18 protein-coding genes and 1 pseudogene are annotated in these 19079 nt (G+C 45.9%); 5 read left to right on the forward strand and 14 right to left on the reverse strand.

Going from position 1 to position 19079, the window contains the following annotated elements; translation table 11 throughout:
* Window positions 1-9: 9 nt before the first annotated feature.
* From U0033_RS19910 to U0033_RS19925, 4 genes are all read right to left on the reverse strand, one after another.
* Complete coding sequence (locus tag U0033_RS19910) at window positions 10-960, reverse strand: YihY/virulence factor BrkB family protein (RefSeq protein ID WP_072358417.1); 951 nt, start codon at window positions 958-960, stop codon at window positions 10-12.
* A gap of 43 nt (window positions 961-1003) precedes the next feature.
* A complete protein-coding gene (locus U0033_RS19915; RefSeq protein WP_072358419.1) occupies window positions 1004-1330 on the reverse strand; it encodes a nucleotide pyrophosphohydrolase in 327 nt (108 codons plus the stop codon).
* A gap of 103 nt (window positions 1331-1433) precedes the next feature.
* Window positions 1434-1886, reverse strand: coding sequence for a D-aminoacyl-tRNA deacylase (gene dtd / locus U0033_RS19920; protein ID WP_072358421.1), 453 nt, complete (start codon window positions 1884-1886; stop codon window positions 1434-1436).
* Window positions 1887-1901: 15 nt separating this feature from the next.
* Window positions 1902-3176 carry a hypothetical protein gene (locus U0033_RS19925; protein ID WP_072358422.1) on the reverse strand — a complete coding sequence of 425 codons (1275 nt, stop codon included), beginning with the start codon at window positions 3174-3176 and terminating at the stop codon, window positions 1902-1904.
* 117 nt (window positions 3177-3293) lie between these two features.
* Between U0033_RS19925 and arfB the strand changes: the two are divergent.
* Window positions 3294-3692 (forward strand): annotated as a pseudogene (arfB, locus tag U0033_RS19930) (alternative ribosome rescue aminoacyl-tRNA hydrolase ArfB); the annotation flags it as partial.
* 25 nt (window positions 3693-3717) lie between these two features.
* Window positions 3718-5238, forward strand: a complete 1521-nt coding sequence (locus U0033_RS19935) for a lipopolysaccharide biosynthesis protein (protein WP_072358427.1) — start codon at window positions 3718-3720, stop codon at window positions 5236-5238.
* 93 nt (window positions 5239-5331) lie between these two features.
* Here the strand turns inward: U0033_RS19935 and U0033_RS19940 are convergent, their stop codons facing one another.
* Window positions 5332-5967 (reverse strand): MBL fold metallo-hydrolase, encoded by a 636-nt coding sequence (locus U0033_RS19940; protein ID WP_072358429.1) that lies wholly within the window; start codon window positions 5965-5967, stop codon window positions 5332-5334.
* Window positions 5968-6023: 56 nt separating this feature from the next.
* Here U0033_RS19940 and U0033_RS19945 point away from each other — a divergent pair, with 56 nt between their 5' ends.
* On the forward strand, window positions 6024-9443 hold the full coding sequence (locus tag U0033_RS19945; RefSeq protein ID WP_072358432.1) for a hypothetical protein: 3420 nt from the start codon (window positions 6024-6026) through the stop codon (window positions 9441-9443).
* 80 nt (window positions 9444-9523) lie between these two features.
* Here the strand turns inward: U0033_RS19945 and U0033_RS19950 are convergent, their stop codons facing one another.
* The 5 genes from U0033_RS19950 to U0033_RS19970 all read right to left on the reverse strand — a co-directional run bounded on the left by U0033_RS19950 (window position 9524) and on the right by U0033_RS19970 (window position 13670).
* On the reverse strand, window positions 9524-9880 hold the full coding sequence (locus tag U0033_RS19950; RefSeq protein WP_072358434.1) for a diacylglycerol kinase family protein: 357 nt from the start codon (window positions 9878-9880) through the stop codon (window positions 9524-9526).
* Between the two features lie 15 nt (window positions 9881-9895).
* Window positions 9896-11254 (reverse strand): cell envelope integrity protein CreD, encoded by a 1359-nt coding sequence (creD, locus tag U0033_RS19955; protein WP_072358436.1) that lies wholly within the window; start codon window positions 11252-11254, stop codon window positions 9896-9898.
* A gap of 53 nt (window positions 11255-11307) precedes the next feature.
* Window positions 11308-11613 (reverse strand): winged helix-turn-helix domain-containing protein, encoded by a 306-nt coding sequence (locus tag U0033_RS19960; RefSeq protein ID WP_245801727.1) that lies wholly within the window; start codon window positions 11611-11613, stop codon window positions 11308-11310.
* A 51-nt stretch (window positions 11614-11664) separates the two neighbouring features.
* Window positions 11665-12309, reverse strand: coding sequence for a hypothetical protein (locus tag U0033_RS19965; protein WP_072358438.1), 645 nt, complete (start codon window positions 12307-12309; stop codon window positions 11665-11667).
* Window positions 12310-12485: 176 nt separating this feature from the next.
* Window positions 12486-13670 (reverse strand): aspartate aminotransferase family protein, encoded by a 1185-nt coding sequence (locus tag U0033_RS19970; protein ID WP_072358440.1) that lies wholly within the window; start codon window positions 13668-13670, stop codon window positions 12486-12488.
* 240 nt (window positions 13671-13910) lie between these two features.
* Here U0033_RS19970 and U0033_RS19975 point away from each other — a divergent pair, with 240 nt between their 5' ends.
* Window positions 13911-14444: a gamma carbonic anhydrase family protein gene (locus U0033_RS19975; RefSeq protein ID WP_072358442.1), complete on the forward strand. Its 534-nt coding sequence runs from the start codon at window positions 13911-13913 to the stop codon at window positions 14442-14444.
* A gap of 356 nt (window positions 14445-14800) precedes the next feature.
* Entirely contained in the window at window positions 14801-14962 is a 162-nt protein-coding gene (locus U0033_RS19980) for a hypothetical protein (RefSeq protein WP_177318561.1), read from the forward strand.
* On the opposite strand, the gene rsgA is transcribed toward U0033_RS19980, so the two are convergent.
* The 4 genes from rsgA to U0033_RS20000 form a co-directional block, all read right to left on the reverse strand.
* The gene (gene rsgA / locus U0033_RS19985) at window positions 14959-15900 is read right to left on the reverse strand and encodes a ribosome small subunit-dependent GTPase A (RefSeq protein WP_072358444.1); all 942 of its coding nucleotides are present in this window, start codon (window positions 15898-15900) and stop codon (window positions 14959-14961) included. The genes U0033_RS19980 and rsgA overlap by 4 nt on opposite strands.
* 119 nt (window positions 15901-16019) lie before the next feature.
* The gene (locus U0033_RS19990) at window positions 16020-17030 is read right to left on the reverse strand and encodes a vWA domain-containing protein (protein WP_072358446.1); all 1011 of its coding nucleotides are present in this window, start codon (window positions 17028-17030) and stop codon (window positions 16020-16022) included.
* 151 nt (window positions 17031-17181) lie between these two features.
* Entirely contained in the window at window positions 17182-18159 is a 978-nt protein-coding gene (locus U0033_RS19995) for a hypothetical protein (RefSeq protein WP_072358448.1), read from the reverse strand.
* A 24-nt stretch (window positions 18160-18183) separates the two neighbouring features.
* Window positions 18184-19071: a DUF58 domain-containing protein gene (locus U0033_RS20000; RefSeq protein ID WP_245801728.1), complete on the reverse strand. Its 888-nt coding sequence runs from the start codon at window positions 19069-19071 to the stop codon at window positions 18184-18186.
* Window positions 19072-19079 lie beyond the last annotated feature (8 nt).

The raw sequence follows: 19079 nt of genomic DNA on the forward strand, positions 1-19079 counted from the left end.
TGCTCACTCTTATGGTGTAGGGGGCTTTTTTTCTGCTGCGGCCAGATTGGTTTCCAGCTCCACAGGCACTTCTTTGTAGTAAACGGCGTAATCATTGGGCCTGATCTGCTCCCCATGGTACTGGACGTGGACCTGGGTAAACTCTGCCCCAAAGTAGAGGATGATGGCTGAGTAGTAGACCCAGAGCAGGATGATCACAATACTGCCGGCGGCGCCGTAGGTAGTGCCCACCTTGCTGGCACCCAGGTAGAAGCCGATAGCGAATTTCCCGACCATGAAGAGAACGGCCGTGGTCATAGCTCCTACGATCACGTGTTTCCACTTGACCCTGGCATCAGGAAGTACCTTAAATATGATAGCAAACAGGAGGGAGATAATGGTAAAAGTAAGGACCAGGTTGATCACATAGACCAATACCACCGTCACTTCGGGGAGTAATCTGGCCAGTTGGGTGCTGAATAATTCGATCAGGCCGTTCAATGCCAGGGATACCAGGAGGATAAATCCTAAGGAGATCACCATGGAAAAGGAGAGGAGACGGTTAATCACTATTTTGAGTATGCCATTTTTAGGTTTGGCTTTCAACTGCCAGATAAAGTTGATAGAATCCTGGATTTCTCCAAATACACCGGTGGCACCGAAGATCAGGGTTACGATACCGCCCACGGTGGCCCAGGTAGAGTCTCCGGAGAGGGCGGCGTTTTTGATCATCTGCTGGATCTGGAGGGCGGCATCATTGCCAACAAATGAATTGATCTGTCCGTAAATGCTGCCTTCGATTGCGTCCTTGCCCAGGAATACTTCGCATAGCGTGATGATCACGATGAGCATGGGGGCAATGGAGAAAATCGTGTAGTAAGATAAGGCAGCACTCAGCTTGAGTACCTTGTCGTCCATGAAATCGCTGAAGGTTTGCTTCAGGATTTTCCAGTATTTCTTAAAAAATCCGGGTTTCTGCATATTGATGATTTAACAAAAAACCTGCCTGTGTGTGATCAGGGGTTTAGTGTAATTTCTCATTTTCCTTGTGCCGGTTGGCATCGCGGATATTTTTCTTTTCGAAATTCTTTTGGAGGGCGGTGGTCATGTCGATACCGGTTTGGTTGGCGATGGTGAGGAGCACCCACATAACATCTGCCAGCTCATCGGCGAGGTCTTTTTGCAGGTCGGATGCTTTGGAGGATTGGTCGCCGTATTTGCGGGCCATGATGCGGGCTACTTCGCCGACTTCTTCGGTGAGAATAGCCATGTTAGTGAGTTCGCTGAAATAACGGACACCTACGGTGTTGATCCAGTGGTCGATCTGGTCCTGTGCTTCTTTGATTGTCATAATGTTTTGGAGTTTTTTGTTGCCCGAATTTAATTAGCGGGGCTGCAGCCGGCCTTTAAAGGAATGCTCTTCCTGCACCGGCTTTTTGAAAGAATACGATTCTCTATTCTTTGATCTTTGTATCAATCAATATTGTAACGGGTCCATCATTCAACAGGTCCACTTTCATGTCAGCTCCGAAGATGCCGGTAGCTACCGGCTTCCCGAGATCCTGGCTCAGCTGCTGTATCATCTGCTCATACAATGGGATCGCTATATCCGGCTTACTGGCGCGGATGTAGGAGGGACGATTTCCTTTTTTTGTTGCTGCGAACAAAGTGAACTGGCTTACTAATAGTATGCCACCATCTACATCTTTTACGGATAAGTTCATTACACCTTCTGCATCCCCAAACACCCGCAGGTTGACGAGTTTATTACTCAACCATGTAATGTCTTCAGCATGATCTGCATCCTCTATTCCTAACAGTACCAGCAAACCCGTTTGTATACTGCCCGTGACTTGTGTATCTACGGTCACGGAGGCCCGGGTTACCCGTTGTATAACTGCGCGCATATTGTAATTGTTTATTTACTCCCTGTCGGAAATTTCCATAATATCTTCTGCTTCCAGTTCAGGATAGAATGTCTCAATCAGGAAATAATAATACAGGTATATCAGTGCAAGATAAAATATAAAGTAATCATTGAAAGCATAAGCTACCGTCAAGATATTCAATATCACCACGATGTATACGAAAGTCTTACTGGCATTAAGTTTCAGGTATGCACCAATTTTGAGCAGGTATAATACTGCCAGGATACTGATTGCTACGAGCCGCAAACCTGTTGGTACAAAGAGCATGGTATAAATATTATAAGCCGTGATAACGAGGCCTATTACAATCATCGCCTTACGTGCATATTCACGCTTTGCCTGCAGGTAGCTCGCTGCATTTTTCTTGTGTGTTTCTCTCTTTTCGGGAGCAAAGAAACAGGTGATGGCGGCGATAATATTCACTACGGGCAGTAAATGCAGCAAGAGCATCCATGGGCTGTAATGACCAATGGTCAAGGCTCTGCCAGTGATCACATTGCGCAGCATCAATGCGCCAACATACAGGAAAAATACAGATGCGATCATAAAGAGAATACTCATCGGCGTAGATTCCTGCGGCATCTGTTGTCCTTCGAAAAGCATGCGTACGCGGGTACTCAGGTCACCAATACAACCCATGTAGGTGAAGAACAACATCATCCACATAAAGAGATATTCCCACCTGGTATATACCTGTACTTTAGAAGGCAGGCGCTCTGTGAAATGCCGCAGGCGATAACCATTTTCTACCAGGAACAGGATCACATAATAGCATACAATTTTCATGTATAGCAGGATCAATGAAGAAGCAAGGGCAAGGCCTTCTTTCATCAAAGTGCCTGTGAATAGATAGTTACTGCTGAAAGGGTTGCCCGTCTTTGGCAACAAATAAAATATAGCCGTCGCCAGTAGGCCGGCAGAGAATTTATTTTCTATCCCCATCAGGTGATAATGCGTTGTGATCGCAACGAGAAATGCTGCAAACAGGTTGAGATGAGACAACGCTCCTGATGCATCCGGGTTACCATCCGGCAAATGATTCATCAGCACATGTTGCAGGGAAAAGGCGATGCCCGATACCAGTACCATGATGAGAAAGTCTTTCCAGCGCCGGTTGACGGCGAATTCCCAGCTTAAGAGACCTGTAATCGTAAGTGTGTTAACTATATAACCCGGTGCCTGTGGAATAAAGAGCAGCAGCCATGCAAGGATCGCCATGATCCAGCCAGATTTTAGAACGCGGAGTTGAGCAGGGTTGAAGAATGTCATAGTCAAGGGTTTAGGTGAATTCTTATGGATCGGTGCCGTTGGTGCCTTCTATAAGAATTCTAATAATTGTACCTTTATTAAGTTACAATAAACAGTTATAAAGAAAAGTTAATTTAAATGAACCTCGATCTCACGCCGGAGATTACCTTTCAAACTGCACGTAGCGGAGGTAAGGGCGGACAAAATGTGAACAAGGTAGAAACCATGGTAGAGGGGTACTTCGATATCGCAGCATCCCAATTGTTGACCCCAGAACAGAAAACCCTTGTATTAGAGAAATTAGCCCACCGCCTCACGAGTGAAGGCCTGCTCCAGGTCAAATCCCAGGAAGAGCGGAGCCAACTGGGCAACAAGCAGCTGGTCATTAAAAAAATGAACGGGCTGGTGCAGCAAGCGATGATCCGGCCTAAAAAGCGTGTGGCCACCAAACCTTCCAGGGCTGCTAAGGAAAAGCGGCTAAATCTGAAGAAAAAACAGTCTGACAAAAAACAGCTTCGCCGGAAAGGGCTGGAATAATTAATTTTGGTAAAAATACAGGGCATTGAGTAGTATTAAATCACTGGCAGGACAGACCATCTATTACGGCTTTAGTAACATCGCAAGCAAATTGCTGACTTACTTTCTGACCCCCCTCTACCTGGAGGTAATGACCCAGGCTACCTATGGGGAAATGTCTACAGTTTATGCCTATATCCCGTTCATGAACATTATTCTCACGTATGGGATGGAGACGGCCTTCTTCCGTTTTGCGAAACAGGAGAACAGGCAGCAGGTTTTAAGCACCTCTATGTTATCCCTGGTTTTTACCACGCTTAGTTTTACCATACTGTTGTTATTGCTACGGGGAACGGTCATCAATTCCTACCTGGGTACCCTGGGGGGCCTGAAAGGACATCCCATGGCTTATACATGGGTGGTGCTGATTATGGCCTTTGATGCGATCACGGCGATTCCTTTTGCACAGTTGCGACTGGAGAACAGGCCTGTCAAATATGCCATGATCCGCCTGTCGGGTATACTGACCACTATTTTATTTAATATTTTCTTCCTGGTTGTGCTGCCTAAATTTTCTCCGGGCATGGTGAATAGCGGCAATCAGCTCAGTTTCATTTACCTGAGCAATATGCTGGGCAGTGGGGTTACCTTATTGCTATTCCTGCCACAGCTGTTGAAGATAAAGTTTGATTTTGATTTTAGTCTCTGGAAGAAAATACTCAATTACTCGCTGCCACTGGTCATCTTTGGGATGGCCGGGATGGTGAATGAGACTTTTGACAGGGCCTGGTTCCTGCCGGAGTACCTGCCGGGGCATAATATGGAATTGAAGAAGGAGCTGATCGGGATTTATGCGGCGAATTATAAACTGGCTATCCTGATCACGATGTTCATACAAGCTTTCAAGTTAGGTGCAGAGCCTTTCTTTTTTAAGCAGGCAGAGGGGAAGGATCCACAGAAGATGTATGCGAGGATTATGAAATTGTTTGTGATCCTGTTGTGTTTTATGTTCTTATTCGTGAGCCTTTATCTGAATATATGGAAGATCTTCCTGCGTAGACCGGTGTATTATCCGGGGATGAAGATTGTACCGGTGTTGTTGCTGGGCAATATGTTCCTGGGAATTTATTATAACCTGACGATCTGGTTTAAGTTGACAGATAAGACGAAGAGCGGGGCGATGATTACCCTTATTACGGCGGCGGTAACGTTCTTCTTTAACTGGTGGTGGATACCGATCTTCGGGTATTTTGGTGCGGCGCTGGCGACAATGGTGTGTTACTTTATCCAGATGGCGATCTGTTATGTGTGGGGGCAGAAGCATTATCCGGTTCCTTATCATCTGCCGAAGATTATTACTTATATAGGAAGTGCGGTATTGGTGTATTACCTGTTTGATCTGCTGAACAGGACAATTTTGTCTCCGGGTGATGTGTATGCGGCAAAGCCGGGGAATTTGCTGGTAGCGACAGTGTTGTTCCTGGGGTATGTATGGTTCTTGCTGAAGATGGAAAAGAGGGAGTTTGGAAGGTTGCCGGTGGTAGGGAAGTATATTGCGAAATTATAAGCATAAAGAAATGGCCAGTGCTCCGCACTGGCCATTTCTTTTGCGCGCTGGGATTTCAGGAAAGGCCCTGCTTTTCCTGAAATCCCAGCGATTTTATAAGAACGGGTTATGTTGCTTTTCGTAACCGATTGTCGTCTCTTTTCCATGGCCGGGCCAAACGCTCACTTCATCCGGCAATACGAACAATTTTGTCTCTATGCTGTTAAGTAATGTTTGATGATCACCACCAGGCAGGTCTGTACGGCCTATGCTCTGGAAAAAGAGCACATCACCTCCAATCACAAACTGCTGCTTCGCACAGTAAAAACATACGCTTCCGGGAGAATGTCCAGGCGTCAACAGCACTTCCAGCTCATTATCCCCAAACTGTATTTTTTCGCCATCTTCCATAAAACGAACAGGGGCGGGAGATGCCTCAAACGGCACACCATACATCTGCCCCAGTTCCGGTGAACGCTCCAGCACCATTGCATCCAGCTGGTGGATCTCCAGGCCTACACTGTATGTATCTGCTACGAGTTTGTTACCAAAAATATGATCCAGGTGACAATGCGTATTTAGCAGCCGGGTAACTTTTAATCCCTCTTTTTCGATATATGATAATAATTCTTTCCGTTCCGACTCAAAATAACAGCCCGGGTCTATAATTATACATTCCTTTTTTTCGTTTAAGAGCAAATAGGTATTTTCCTGAAACGGATTAAAGGTGAAATGTTTGATTTCAAGCATTGTTACCGATTTTTGTTACTTTTAATTAAGAACGCAATATTATCAATACTTTCTGTATGAACAGACTTATTACCAGGTTATTATTTACCGGTACCCTATTACTTGGCCCGTTTCTCCTCATGGCGCAGACGAATAGCGTGGAATTTGGACAAAACCGCATACAGCATAAGAATTTTAAATGGCGTTATTATCAAACCAGCCATTTCAATACTTATTTCAGCCAAAACGGTCTTGAGTTGGGAAAATACGTCGCTCAGGTTGCAGAAAAGGAATTACCCCAGCTGGAAGAGTTTATGGAGTTCACTTTTCGTCAGAAGGTGAATATCGTTGTTTACAACTCCTTCGGGGAGATGAAACAATCCAATATAGGCATTGGCGTAGACTGGCAAAACACTGGTGGTGTTACCAAGCTGGTGGGTAATAAGCTGATTGTATATTTTGATGGTAATCATGAACACCTGCGTACCCTAATTCGTCAGGGTATTGCCCGTGTAATGCTCGAAAATCTCCTGTTCGGAGAAGATATCGGGGAGTTCGCAGGCAACGCGGTATTGATCGACTTTCCAAAGTGGTACACAGATGGATTTATTGCATATGCTGCGGAAGACTGGAATACGACCCTCGATGATCAGCTCAAGGATGCCATCCAGTCTAACAAGTATAAAGATTTCTACCAGTTTGCTTACGACAACCCCTTGCTGGCAGGCCACGCGTTCTGGTACTATGTAGAAAGTAAATATGGTAAAGATGCTGTTCCTTACCTGATGTATATCTCCCGAATCAACAGAGGTCTGAAAAGAGGTTTTGAGCAGGTACTGAATACCAAACCCAAAGCTGCCCTGAAAGACTTCTTCGCATATAATACCAAGCGTTTTCAGGATGACAACCGCCGTCGCCGGCAATCGACCAAAGGCCGTACCATTGCCGTGAAAGAGCTGGGTAGGACCGATTACTTCCGTTTCCAGGCCAATCCTAAAAATGCCAGTTTTGCTGTCATTTCATATACCAAGGGTTTCTACAAGGTACAGCTGCAGACAGGCGAAGATAATCCTACTACCCTGCTGAAAAACGGGGTGCGTATGATGTCGAACCAAATGGACCCTAACTACCCGCTGCTGGCATGGAACCAGAAAGGTAACCGCCTCGCTATCGTATACGAATCAGAAGGGATGACCAAACTGATGGTATATGACATGATCACCAAAACAAGAATGAAGTATGACCTGAATAAATTTGACAGGGTGATCGATATGAAGTATTTCTTCGAATTCGACAACTCCCTTTTACTCTCTGCAGTGAAGAATGGTCATACCGATATCTACGTATACAGCATTGCCAAGAATACCATCGAGCAAATCACCAATGATGTGTATGATGACCTGGATCCGTCTTTCGTGGCCTTCCCTGGTAAGAGCGGTATCATCTTCTCTTCTAACAGGCCTTCGCCTGCTGCTAAAGGTGGGGATACTACCCTGCCAGCCGGACACTACAACATCTTCCTGGTAGACAACTGGAACAAGAGTGCGGACAAGCAGATCACCCAGCTTTCTAACATGAAATACGGGGATGCACGCAACCCGCTTCAATATAATACCACGCACTTTACCTTTGTATCTGACGCTAACGGTATCCGTAACCGTTATGCCGGTTTCTTCAGGACAGAAAGAGCAGGCGTTGACTCTCTCTTCTTTGTAGGTAATGAGATCCTGCACAATCCTGATCCGCTGGAACTGGATTCTGCCCTGCAGGAATATGGAACCAATGCACCTGATAGCGTGATGGCAGTATCTATTACCAAAGACTCTACTTATACTTTCCCACTGAGCAACTATTCTTATGGTATTAAGGAAACAAGAGGTGCCGGCGATCAGAGCGAGGTATCCCAGGTGATCCAGCAGTATGGCTATAAGATCCTGCAAAAGCTGAAAGTGGATACCATCTCACTGAAAAAGCGTAATGTGAGCGATCGCCCTACCGCTTACCGTGCTTATGTGATGCACCAGGATAGTATTAAATTAGGCCTGCCTACTTATCAGCAGGCGCCTAAGAAGGATACAGTGAAGCATAATGACTTCTTCCAGAGTGAATTCGCTAATGATCCAAAGGATACAAGCGTCAATACCCCTGCGGGTAACAACTCAATGGCTGATGTATCTGGCAATGGTACACCGATAAAAATACCGGTTGAGCCATTGCTGAAGAAAGCCAAGCTGCTGCCTTATAAATGGAAATTTGCTTCTGATTACCTCATCCTGCAACTGGATAACTCGATCCTGGTGAACAAGTATCAGACCTTTACCGGTCAGCCCAGCGGTCCGATTCAATTGACAGATCCGCTGAATGGTATGATCCGCCTGGGTGTGAGTGACCTGATGGAAGATATCAAGATCAACGGTGGTTTCCGTTTCCCATCTTCACTGGATGGTACTGAGTACTTCCTTTCTGCTTCTTATCTGAAAAAACGTTTTGACTATAAATTCACTTACTACCGTAAGGTGACGAAATATACCGGCATTGGTACGAATAGTACAGGTACGGTCTTACTTGAGTTCCCTGCGAAACTGAAAACGAACATGTGGCAGGGAGAGATCAAATATCCGTTTGACGAAGCGAGAAGCATTCGCCTGCAGGTAGCGTATCGTGTAGATAAATTTGTGATTGCGGCCTCTGAAGAAAACTCACTGGTAGAACCTAACTACGTAGATAAAAATGTGCTGACCCGCCTGGAATATGTATATGATAATACCATTAATCCTGCCGTGAACATCTGGCATGGTACAAGGTATAAGATCTATGGTGAGGCAATATCAAAAATTGCGGGTAATGTGAATAAGGCATTCAATGTTTCTGATCCTGCCAGCAAGGGCAGGTTTACATATAACATGGGGATCGATGCCCGTCACTATGAGTCTATCTACCGCAATTTTATCTGGGCCACCCGTTTCTCTGCTGACTTATCATGGGGTGACAGAAAGCTGCTGTATTATTTAGGTGGTACTGACAACTGGCTGATCCCTAAGATCAATACACTGACGCCGGTAGCAACAAATGCAAGTTATGCATACCAGACACTGGCGACACCGCTGCGTGGTTATAAGCAGAATGCCAGGAATGGTAATAATGTGATGGTGTTTAACTCCGAGTTGCGTTTGCCAGTGTTTGCGACATTCCTGCAAAGGCCGATTAACTCCGCTTTGTTAAGGAATTTCCAACTGGTACAGTTTATTGACATTGGAACGGCGTGGAATGGTAAGCTGAGCTTTAAGGATGCGAATTATACTTATTATAATGGTAGTGATGGAACAGTGACGGTGAAGGTGAAGGATGGTTTCCTGGGGCCGTTTGTGGCTGGATATGGATTTGGTGCGAGAACGACGATTGCGGGGTATTTCCTGAGGATAGATGCAGGATGGCCGGCTGTTGGGTTCTTTAGAGGGAAGCCGATCTGGTACTTCGGTATGGGGGTTGACTTCTAATCTTACTGATAATATTGCAAATAAAAACGCTTTTGCCTTCGGCAAAAGCGTTTTTATTTAGGCCCAGGCCAGTGGCTGCCTTAGAATATTAATGGAATGAAGATAATTAACCCAACCACGAAAGCGATGATGGCAGCAATCAGTACTGCACCTGCCGCCACATCCTTTATCCATTTCACACGGGGATGATAACCGGGAGCTACATGATCCATCACTTTCTCCAGGACCGTATTCAGCATTTCAGTGATCCAGACAATCCCCATTACTATCAGCAGGGCGATCCATTGCATGGCAGTGACATGATAATAGCAGCCAGCGGCCACGACGATGATCGTCGCAATAAAATGCAGCAGGGCATGTGGTTCAGAACGTACAAAGGCGATGATACCAGCAAATGCAAAACCAAAACTGCGCAGTCGTTTTTTGAGATAACTCATATGTTTAAAGCAATCTTATATCTGACCCTTCAACTCTTTCCATTTGATCTTACGGCTAAAGTACATTACAATGGCGAGTATAATGAATAATCCCAGGCTACCCATGAGCAAAGACAGGTCTTCTGCACGGAGAATGACATAAATAGCCCCATATAATGCAACTAATACGCCACCAATCCCAGCTCCCACACGGAAATTGCCAAAGATACCTGCGGTATATGCGGTGACAAGCACAATGGTCATACCACTCGCTACCAGGTAAGCAAGACCAAAATTCAGTTGTTCTGCAAGGGCGATTAATAAGGTATAGAAGAGTACAAGGGCAAACCCAATGAGTATATATTGTAAGGGGTGAACATACAGGCGCTTGAGTAATTCAATAAAATAGAAAACAAGGAATGAAAGGCCGATGATGAGGATAGCATATTTTACTGCGCGGGTAGATTGTTGATAGCCATCGACTGGCAGGAATAATTTGATCCCAAAATCATAGTTACGCAGGTTTACTTCATCTTTTGTGGTCATTGTCTGGGGGAAGTTGCGGTTCAGGTGAGAAACCTGCCAGGCAGCGGTAAAGCCCCTGGATGTAATATCGGATTTCACAGGCAGGAACTGGCCATCGAACTGGGGATTGGGCCAGTTGGAATTAATATTGACCTGGGTGGTTTTACCGACAGGGGAGAAATGCATTTGCCCGGAACCACGGAGATCAAGGTTAATAGAAAAACTACCTGCCATCCAGCCGCTATCTGTTTTCGTTAATGGGATCCGTGTTTGCATACCATTGTTGAAAACACTCTGGATGGTTACGCCAGGGGAGAAGAGATAGTCTTTGCCATTGAACTGCATATTGGGTTGGTTACTGATCCCTCTCATATCGCTGAGGCCAACGGCAATCACAGCTTCATTGACCAGTAATTTATCATCAGGAATATCTGTGACGAGCGGGGCAAAGTTGCCGCTGATCTGGAGATGTGAGCTGTATACAACGGTTTCATAGATGCCGCGGTGGCGCATTTCGGGCAACAGTTCTCCATTCACGTTCAGTTTATCGGGCAGGAAGAGTGCGTAGGCACGATGACCGGGGGTATCAACATAGGGAATGATGATAATAGGACCGGTGAGGGTTTGCGCATCGCCCCATTTGCTGCTGATTTCGGCAGTTGCTTCATTACTGCGTTGTTCTCTTTCTGAGATCAGGCCCATAATCATAGCAGTGGGAATAAGGAGCAGGAGTACGAGGACGCCGATGATGACCGCTTTGATGGCATAAGCGTATCGTTTCATAAAGGAAGGGTTTTCTTTGGAAAAGTCTTCCCCTGGGGCAGGAGTATAGTTCTCCTGTCCTGCATTTGCAAGATGTTGATGTTCCATGATGATATTCTTTTAAAGTGCTTTGTATTTCAAAGTATAGGGATAAAAAAAATTTATTCGATAGAGCGAATCATGCTTTCAAGAGCAGCGAGGTGGCCTTTGAAGGCTTTTTCACCTGCTTTGGTGATTTGATAAGTTGTATTTGTTTTGCGGCCAATGAATCCTTTGTGCACTTTGAGGAAAGCGTTTTCCTCGAGTGTGTTCAGGTGCGAGGCCAGGTTACCATCGGTGAGTTCCAGCATCTGTTTGAGATCGTTGAAACTGACTTCTTCATTGACCATAAGTATGCTCATGACACCAAGACGGATCCTGCTGTCGAAGATTTTATTCAGATTACCTATGGGATTGTTTATGGCCACTACTTACCAGGTTCTAAAAAGTTCAATAATTAAAGCAATAACAGGAGATGATTAGTCTTCTGAGTTACCATTGCGTTCATACTTCCACCACATCATCACACCGTATACAATGTGTAATACACCAAATCCGAAGGCCCAAAAATACAGCCCGCGGTGCAAATAGAAAACATTGATTATCCCCAGTATGATTTGAATGATCCCGAAGTATCTGATATCCCTGAATGTGTACTTGCTGGCGTTGACCAGTGCCAGTCCGTAAAAGAGGAGGCAGACAGGCGCCACGAGTATTTCAAGATTATTGTAGACCAACCCGGCGATGAAGGCAGCGCCGGCTACCATGGGGATAAGCCCACTATAGAGAACGTTGCGGGAGGTTTTATCCCAGATGGGGAGACCGTTTTTCCTGGCTTTGCGCCAGGTGAAGTAGGTACCGCCAGCGAGGGCAATGCCCATAACGATGATGCCGAGGATGGTGAGTTTTATTTTTAGTATGTTGAAATCCTGCCGGTTAAAGATACCGGAGGTTTCCCAGCGGATGTAGTAGTCACTGATCCAGATGTAGGCAAAGGCAGCACCTATGAGGCCGGAGATGCCAGCGCATACACCGCTTAAGCCGCTGAGAGAGAGGAAGCGGCTGCTGCGATCCATGATTCGCTTGATATCACTTAGGGTGTTTAGGTGTTGCTCATCGGTCATACTAAAGTACTTTGTAATTCAAAGTTAGTGTTTCGTGGGGAATTACAAAATATTTTTATTGGTGTTTGATTTAAAAAGTTGGCCCTGCGGAAAATCGCTTCGTGATTTTCCGCAGGGCCGGCAGGGGTTTTGAATACGCTGGCTCAGACCAGCGTATTCAAAACCCCTGTTGACACTCAGGCGATTGAATCTAAAACCTCAAGTATGGTATTGCAGGCGAATTTGATTTCGTCTGCTGTGATGATGAGGGGAGGCGCGATGCGCAGGCATTGCGGAGCGAAGAGGAACCAATCGGTCATGACACCTTTTTCTATGCAGGCATCGATGACTTTTTTGTTCGTAGCGAAGCTTTCCAGTTCTACGGCTATCATGAGGCCTTGTGAACGGATGGCTTTGATGCCAGGGTGTACAAGATATTCTTTAAAGAGGGCCTCTTTTGCTTTCACGGTGTCTGTCAGTTTTTCTTCGAGCAGGACTTTGAAACCCGCCATACCAGCAGCACAGATCACCGGGTGGCCACCGAAGGTGGTCATGTGTCCCAATACAGGATTATTGGTGAGGGTCCACATAATTTCCCTGTTAGCGATGAAAGCCCCCATTGGCATTCCGCCACCCAAAGCTTTACCTAATAAGAGGATGTCAGGCACAATACCGAACTGCTCAAAACCAAAGAGGGAGCCATTCCTGCCGAGTCCACACTGTATTTCATCCAGCACCAGCAAGGTGCCGGTTTGGGTACATTTTTCGCGCAGGGCCTTCATCCATTCCTGCGATGGAACGATTACCCCGGCTTCTGCCTGCACTGTTTCTGCGATTACGCAGGCTGTTCTTTCCGTGATGCGATCTATGGCTTCCCTGGTGTTGTATTTCAAATGCCGGATATCGGGTAATAAGGGGCGGTACGCATTTCGCCATTCTTCATCTCCCATGATACTCATAGCGCCCTGTGTAGAACCATGGTAGCTATTCTCAAAGGCGATAATTTCTGTTCTGCCCGTAGCCCGCTTTGCGAGTTTCATGGCCCCCTCTACTGCTTCGGAGCCTGAATTGGTAAAGTATACACTATCTAATGAAGAAGGTAGATGCTGCGTGAGCAGGGTAGCAAATGCTACCTGGGGCGACTGCACCAGCTCCCCATATACCAACAGGTGCATATAGGTGGCTGCCTGATCCTGTATGGCCTTTACTACTGCCGGATGGCAATGGCCTACATTACATACACTAATTCCGGCTATCAGGTCCAGTAATTTATTTCCGTCCACATCCCACATGTACATGCCTGATGCCTTCACCATTTCAATTCCTAATGGCGCGTCTGATAACTGCGCTACGTGTCTTAAAAAAAGTTGCCTGTTATTCATTTGCCCGCATATTCATTTGCCCGCAAAAATACGAAAATGATATGCCCCTGCGTATTTATAAGTGTATTGATAGTGTTGTAGTTTAATTTAAACCAGTAATTGTACGGCCAATTAAGTTCGCTTAAGGACGTATAGTGACGATCTTTTTTAGCATAAAGAGCAACTCACGATTTGGTTACCTGATCCGCAGCATTATTTAAATCAATTGTAAGTGCTAATTTGCCGGCAAAACTTAAGTAAATGCCATACATTCTGCCGGTAAAAGGAGTAATGCCTGAAATGGGAAAGGACTGTTTTATAGCCCCAAACGCAACGATCGTAGGTGATGTGATCATGGGGGATGAGTGTAGCGTCTGGTTCAATGCTGTGATCAGGGGAGATGTAAACAGCATCCGTTTAGGAAACAAGGTAAATGTACAGGACGGTGCCTGCATTCACGCCACTTACGAGAAGACAAAAACGATTGTTGGAAATAACGTGTCCATTGGCCATAATGCGATTGTACATGGATGTACGGTCGAAGATAATGTGCTGATTGGGATGGGGGCTATTGTGATGGATAATGTACACATTGGCAGTAATACCATCATCGCTGCAGGCGCTGTGGTGCTGGAAAATACACAGGTTGAAGCAGGAGCCATTTATGCGGGTGTGCCTGCAAAGAAAGTAAAGAATATCAGTGAGTCATTGATTGGCGGCGAGATCAACAGGATTGCGAATAATTATATCCTGTATTCCAGCTGGTTCAAGGATCTGCCGGAAGAAGGGAAATAACGCTGTTTGTTGATTTTTTATAGCGAGGTTATATCAAAAGTAATTTGATGACATAGGGAATTTCCTGAACACAAATTCTCTGAGTTAAATCCGGGAATTACTCTTGATACAACCTCGTGAATATCTATGCCCCGCTGCCCCGTAAATGCATAACATATAAGTGACATATTTTGATTATCTTGCATTTAATATCCTTACCCTATGCAGAAATTAATATTACTCCTTGTGCTGGGTAGCATCCTGGCTATCAGCTGTCAATCAGAGCAAAAAGGCTGTCCAAGCAGCAATTATTATTCTAATAGGAATATTAAGCAGAATAAGCATTCTTCTAAACAAATGTCTAACCGGGTATTCTAATGATACGTACATTCTTAATTTGCATGTTCGTGATTGGCCTGGTGGGATTGAGTTCCTGTAGGACGAGGAAGACGGGGTGTCCGCAACCGAGGAGTAACTGGGGGGCGGAGAAGATATTGGATGAGATGCAGGGGAAGCATCATAAGAAGAACAGGCATTAATACTCCTCCTCCTTTATTGATTCCAATATCGTCGCATAACTCACATACCTTTCCATATCTATTTCCCCAGCCTCTACCGCAGCTTTCACCGCACAACCGGGTTCATTGATATGCAAACAGTTATTAAACTGGCACTGTGAAAGATATGGCTGCATTTCGAGAAAATAATGTGACAGCTCCGGCTTGTCTATATCCACTATCCCAAATTCCCTGACGCCTGGCGTATCTATCAGTTTTCCACCGATTGGCAGGTCATACATTTCCGCATAGGTAGTCGTGTGCAAACCTTTACCACTCCAACCACTCACAGCTTTTGTACGGAGTTCCAGGCCTGGTAATAATCGATTGATCAGCGAAGATTTTCCTACGCCGGAATGCCCGGACATGAGGGTGGTTTTATCCTTCATCATCGCTTCCAGTTCATCCACACCATCGCCGGTAGCGGCAGATACCAGTTTTACGGTATAGCCAATATCTTCGTACAGGGCGGCTAATTCAGCAAACCGGTCTATTTCTTTCTCTTTGTAGATATCCTTTTTGTTGAACACCAGGACTACGGGAATGTGGTAGGCAGCAGCTGTGACCAGGAAACGGTCCATGAAGCCATTGGAGGTTCTGGGTTCTTTTACGGTGCAGATGAGCATGGCCTGATCCATATTGGCGGCTACTATGTGTTTTGCATTTCCTTTCTTATGCGGGGAGCTGCGGACGATGTAGTTGCGTCGCTGTTCGATGTCAGTGATCATCGCATTTTTTGCATTGGCATCGCCCTCTTCAGGAACGATGTCTACAATATCGCCTACGGCTATAGGATTGGTAGAGGTGATGTCCTCATCCAGCTTCAGTACGCCTTTGATGCGTGCCTGGAATATTTCGCCGGTGGTAGTAGTTTTTACGGTGTACCAGCTGCCGGTGGATCTGTAGATTAGTGCCTGCAAATGTGTTGTTTTAAATTAAGTGGGTGTAAAAATACAAAAAACTCGCATCTACCTTTGGCAGCTGCGAGTTTTTTGAGTGATAACAGTTGCTGCTAAGGCGGCAGCTGTTATAAATAATTTTATGGCAGGCTCCGGAAAACGGTATAGCGAAGCACTACTTCCAGCAGTATGCAGACCAGGGCCAGCATGGCAAATGGGAAGAAATGTTCTGCAAATCGCTTGTAGGAGGTGATCTCTACCTTTGTTTTTTCCAGCTTGTCGATCTCTCCGTAAATATTTTCCAGATCTCTGTTGTTGGTAGCTCTGAAGTATTTACCGCCTGTTTCTGTAGAGATCTTCTTCATCAGCGGTTCATCCAGCTGCACATCCTGCATCGCCATCTGGATACTACCATCCGGCATGGTCATCGGGAAAGGCGCCTTTCCGATGGTACCCACACCAACTGTGTATACCCTGGTTTTGAATGCTTTGGCAATTTCAAGAGCGGTCAGCGGGTCTATCAACCCTACGTTGTTCACACCATCTGTCAGGAGGATGATCACCTTACTTTTCGCTTTGGAATTACGGAGACGATCTACTGCTGTTGCCAGCCCCATCCCGATTGCTGTACCATCCTGCAGCATACCACTCTTGATACCGGCAATCTGGTTTTTCAACACAGCGTGGTCTGTAGTGATCGGACATTGTGTAAAGCTCTCTCCCGAGAAGATCACCAGGCCAATACGGTCACTGATACGGCGATCCACAAAGTCGTTTGCCACTTTTTTGGCAGCTTCCAGGCGGTTAGGTTGCAGGTCTTCTGCCAGCATACTACCTGAGATGTCTATTCCCATTACAATGTCGATCCCTTCACTGTCTATGCTTTCAGATGTGTTGTTGGTCTGAGGTCTTGCCAGCGCTACGACCAGCGCACTGAACGCCAGCAGGCGCAGGATAAGCAGGAGAGGGCGGAACCGCACTTTCCAGGATACCGGTAATCCCTTCAATCCCTGAAGGGAAGACATATCCATAGCCACCTGTTTCCTTTGCTGCTTTGCATAATGCCAGTAAATCATTACCGGCACCAGTACCAACAGGCCAAAGTAGGCAGGATGGGCAAATTCAATATTTTTCCAGACTGAAAAATCCATGTATCTAAAATAATTTCCTGGTTCAAGTTTTTGCCTGCCCGGTTAGTTTTTGCGAGCGTCACTTTCACGGATTCAACTATTTGTCAACAATTTCGCTAACTCTTTCACTAGTTTCTTTCCTTGCTAACATTTTCCGTTAATACCAACATCCTTAGCTGCCAGCACCTTCTGTTTTCCCGGCATCATTCCCTTCTTTCGCTTTCTCCACTGCCGGCTTTGTCCACTCCACAATTTCAAATGCCTGTGACAGTGCCCGCTCATGCTCTTCAGGAGTAGGCGTCAGTTTCGCAAATTTAGCCAGGTCAGCTATCGTCAGCAGGTCTCTCAACCTGTCACGCTGCTGGTTCAGAATCGTTACCGGCTTGATATGCTGTAACAGTTCCTCACTGGTTTGCTCCAGCGCAGGGATATTGAATTGCTGTTCAAAGTAAGCACGCAGAATGTCTGTGATGCGGGTATAATACTGCTTCACATCTCCCTGCTGCCACAGTTTTTCCTCTTTCAGTTGTCTCAGTGCCAGTAATGCTACCTCGTAAGGCGGAACAGCAGGAGCTGTAGGTTTCACCACTACCTTCTTAGGACGGCTGCGGAAATAAACAAACAATCCGATGCCTATGATGATGCCGCTGATACCAATTGCAAAATACAGCCAGTAATCCCAGAAACTCCAGGGCACTGAACGTACAGCTTTAATAGGTTTGAATGCTTTGGTAGTATCTACCGCAACGGTTCCTACATCTACGAGCAGGGAATCGGTGAAGGCAGAATCAGCAACTGCACCATTACTGATCACATCAAATTTTAAGGCAGGGAGGTTCCAGCTACCGCTGTCGAAGCTTGTGAGCACAAGGGTTTGTTGAAATACTTTGTTGCCATTGGCAGCAGAGGTATCGAAACCGGTACGGCTCACTACTTCCCAGTGGGTAAAGGAATCGGGTAACTGGGGGAATACTACGTTGCCAGCACCTTTATCAGGTACAGTGGCAGACAATATAAGTTTTACCTGCTCACCTATACGGATCCTGTTGGTATCTGTACGGGCGCTCACCTGCACCTGGGCCTGCGACGCAAGCCCAGTACCCAGCATTGCAAATAAAATAAGTGTTTTAACTATGATCTGTTTACCCATGTTAATTTGCTCATCTTTAAACTATCACCTGTTTGTAAAGAAGCCCCGTAAGGCCTTTACGTAATCTTCATCCGTACGGATGCTGATCAGGTCTGCACCGCTCTTCTTGAAGGAATTGCGGCAATACTGTACGTGCTGCTGAAACGATTGGGTATAATACTGCTGCACCTGTTTGTCAGAAGCATCCACCCACTGGCGTGCACCGGTTTCAGAATCCTGCATCTGTATCAGTCCTACCGGTGGCAGTTCTTTGTCACGCTGATCGTACACGTGCACACCTACCACATCGTGGCGTTTGGCGGCAATGTTCAGCGCATCCTGGTAGTCGCCTGTCAGGAAGTCGCTCAGCATGAACACAATGCTCTTTTTCTTCGTAGCATTGTTAAAGAAACGCAGTGTTTCCCTGATATTAGTGCCTTTGCGGGTAGGCGTAAAGGACAGCAGTTCGCGAATGATGAACAGGATATGGGATTTACCTTTCTTAGGCGGGATATATTTTTCCATACCGTCGCTGAAGAAGATCACCCCCACTTTATCATTATTCTTGATAGCGGAAAAGGCCAGTACAGCGCAGAGTTCCGTCATCATACTCCGCTTGTTCTGCCGTACGGTACCGAAGAGGGAGCTTTCGCTCACATCTACGAGCAGCATTACGGTGAGCTCACGTTCTTCTTCGAATACCTTGATGAAGGGATGATTTAAACGGGCCGTCACGTTCCAGTCGATTGCCCGCACATCGTCTCCCACCTGGTAATCGCGCACTTCACTGAAAGACATACCACGGCCTTTGAAGGCGCTGTGATATTCGCCCGCAAAGATGTGATTGGAGAGACCTTTGGTTTTGATCTCTATCTGCCTGACCTTCTTAAGTATTTCTGCAGTATCCACCGGTTGTACATTAACTTTTAACAAAACTGTTT

The sequence above is a fragment of the Chitinophaga sancti genome (assembly GCF_034424315.1).
Lineage (GTDB): Bacteria > Bacteroidota > Bacteroidia > Chitinophagales > Chitinophagaceae > Chitinophaga > Chitinophaga sancti.

Excerpts from the sequence above, each read along its gene's own strand:
- U0033_RS19925 (WP_072358422.1), bottom strand. The coding sequence starts at position 3,176 with ATGACATTCTTCAACCCTGCTCAACTCCGCGTTCTAAAATCTGGCTGG.
- U0033_RS19975 (WP_072358442.1), top strand. The coding sequence starts at position 13,911 with ATGCCATACATTCTGCCGGTAAAAGGAGTAATGCCTGAAATGGGAAAG.
- U0033_RS19990 (WP_072358446.1), bottom strand. The coding sequence starts at position 17,030 with ATGGATTTTTCAGTCTGGAAAAATATTGAATTTGCCCATCCTGCCTAC.
- U0033_RS19950 (WP_072358434.1), bottom strand. The coding sequence starts at position 9,880 with ATGAGTTATCTCAAAAAACGACTGCGCAGTTTTGGTTTTGCATTTGCT.
- U0033_RS19970 (WP_072358440.1), bottom strand. The coding sequence starts at position 13,670 with ATGAATAACAGGCAACTTTTTTTAAGACACGTAGCGCAGTTATCAGAC.
- U0033_RS19980 (WP_177318561.1), top strand. The coding sequence starts at position 14,801 with ATGATACGTACATTCTTAATTTGCATGTTCGTGATTGGCCTGGTGGGA.
- dtd (WP_072358421.1), bottom strand. The coding sequence starts at position 1,886 with ATGCGCGCAGTTATACAACGGGTAACCCGGGCCTCCGTGACCGTAGAT.
- U0033_RS19995 (WP_072358448.1), bottom strand. The coding sequence starts at position 18,159 with ATGGGTAAACAGATCATAGTTAAAACACTTATTTTATTTGCAATGCTG.
- U0033_RS19945 (WP_072358432.1), top strand. The coding sequence starts at position 6,024 with ATGAACAGACTTATTACCAGGTTATTATTTACCGGTACCCTATTACTT.
- U0033_RS19965 (WP_072358438.1), bottom strand. The coding sequence starts at position 12,309 with ATGACCGATGAGCAACACCTAAACACCCTAAGTGATATCAAGCGAATC.
- U0033_RS19910 (WP_072358417.1), bottom strand. The coding sequence starts at position 960 with ATGCAGAAACCCGGATTTTTTAAGAAATACTGGAAAATCCTGAAGCAA.
- U0033_RS19915 (WP_072358419.1), bottom strand. The coding sequence starts at position 1,330 with ATGACAATCAAAGAAGCACAGGACCAGATCGACCACTGGATCAACACC.
- U0033_RS19940 (WP_072358429.1), bottom strand. The coding sequence starts at position 5,967 with ATGCTTGAAATCAAACATTTCACCTTTAATCCGTTTCAGGAAAATACC.
- creD (WP_072358436.1), bottom strand. The coding sequence starts at position 11,254 with ATGGAACATCAACATCTTGCAAATGCAGGACAGGAGAACTATACTCCT.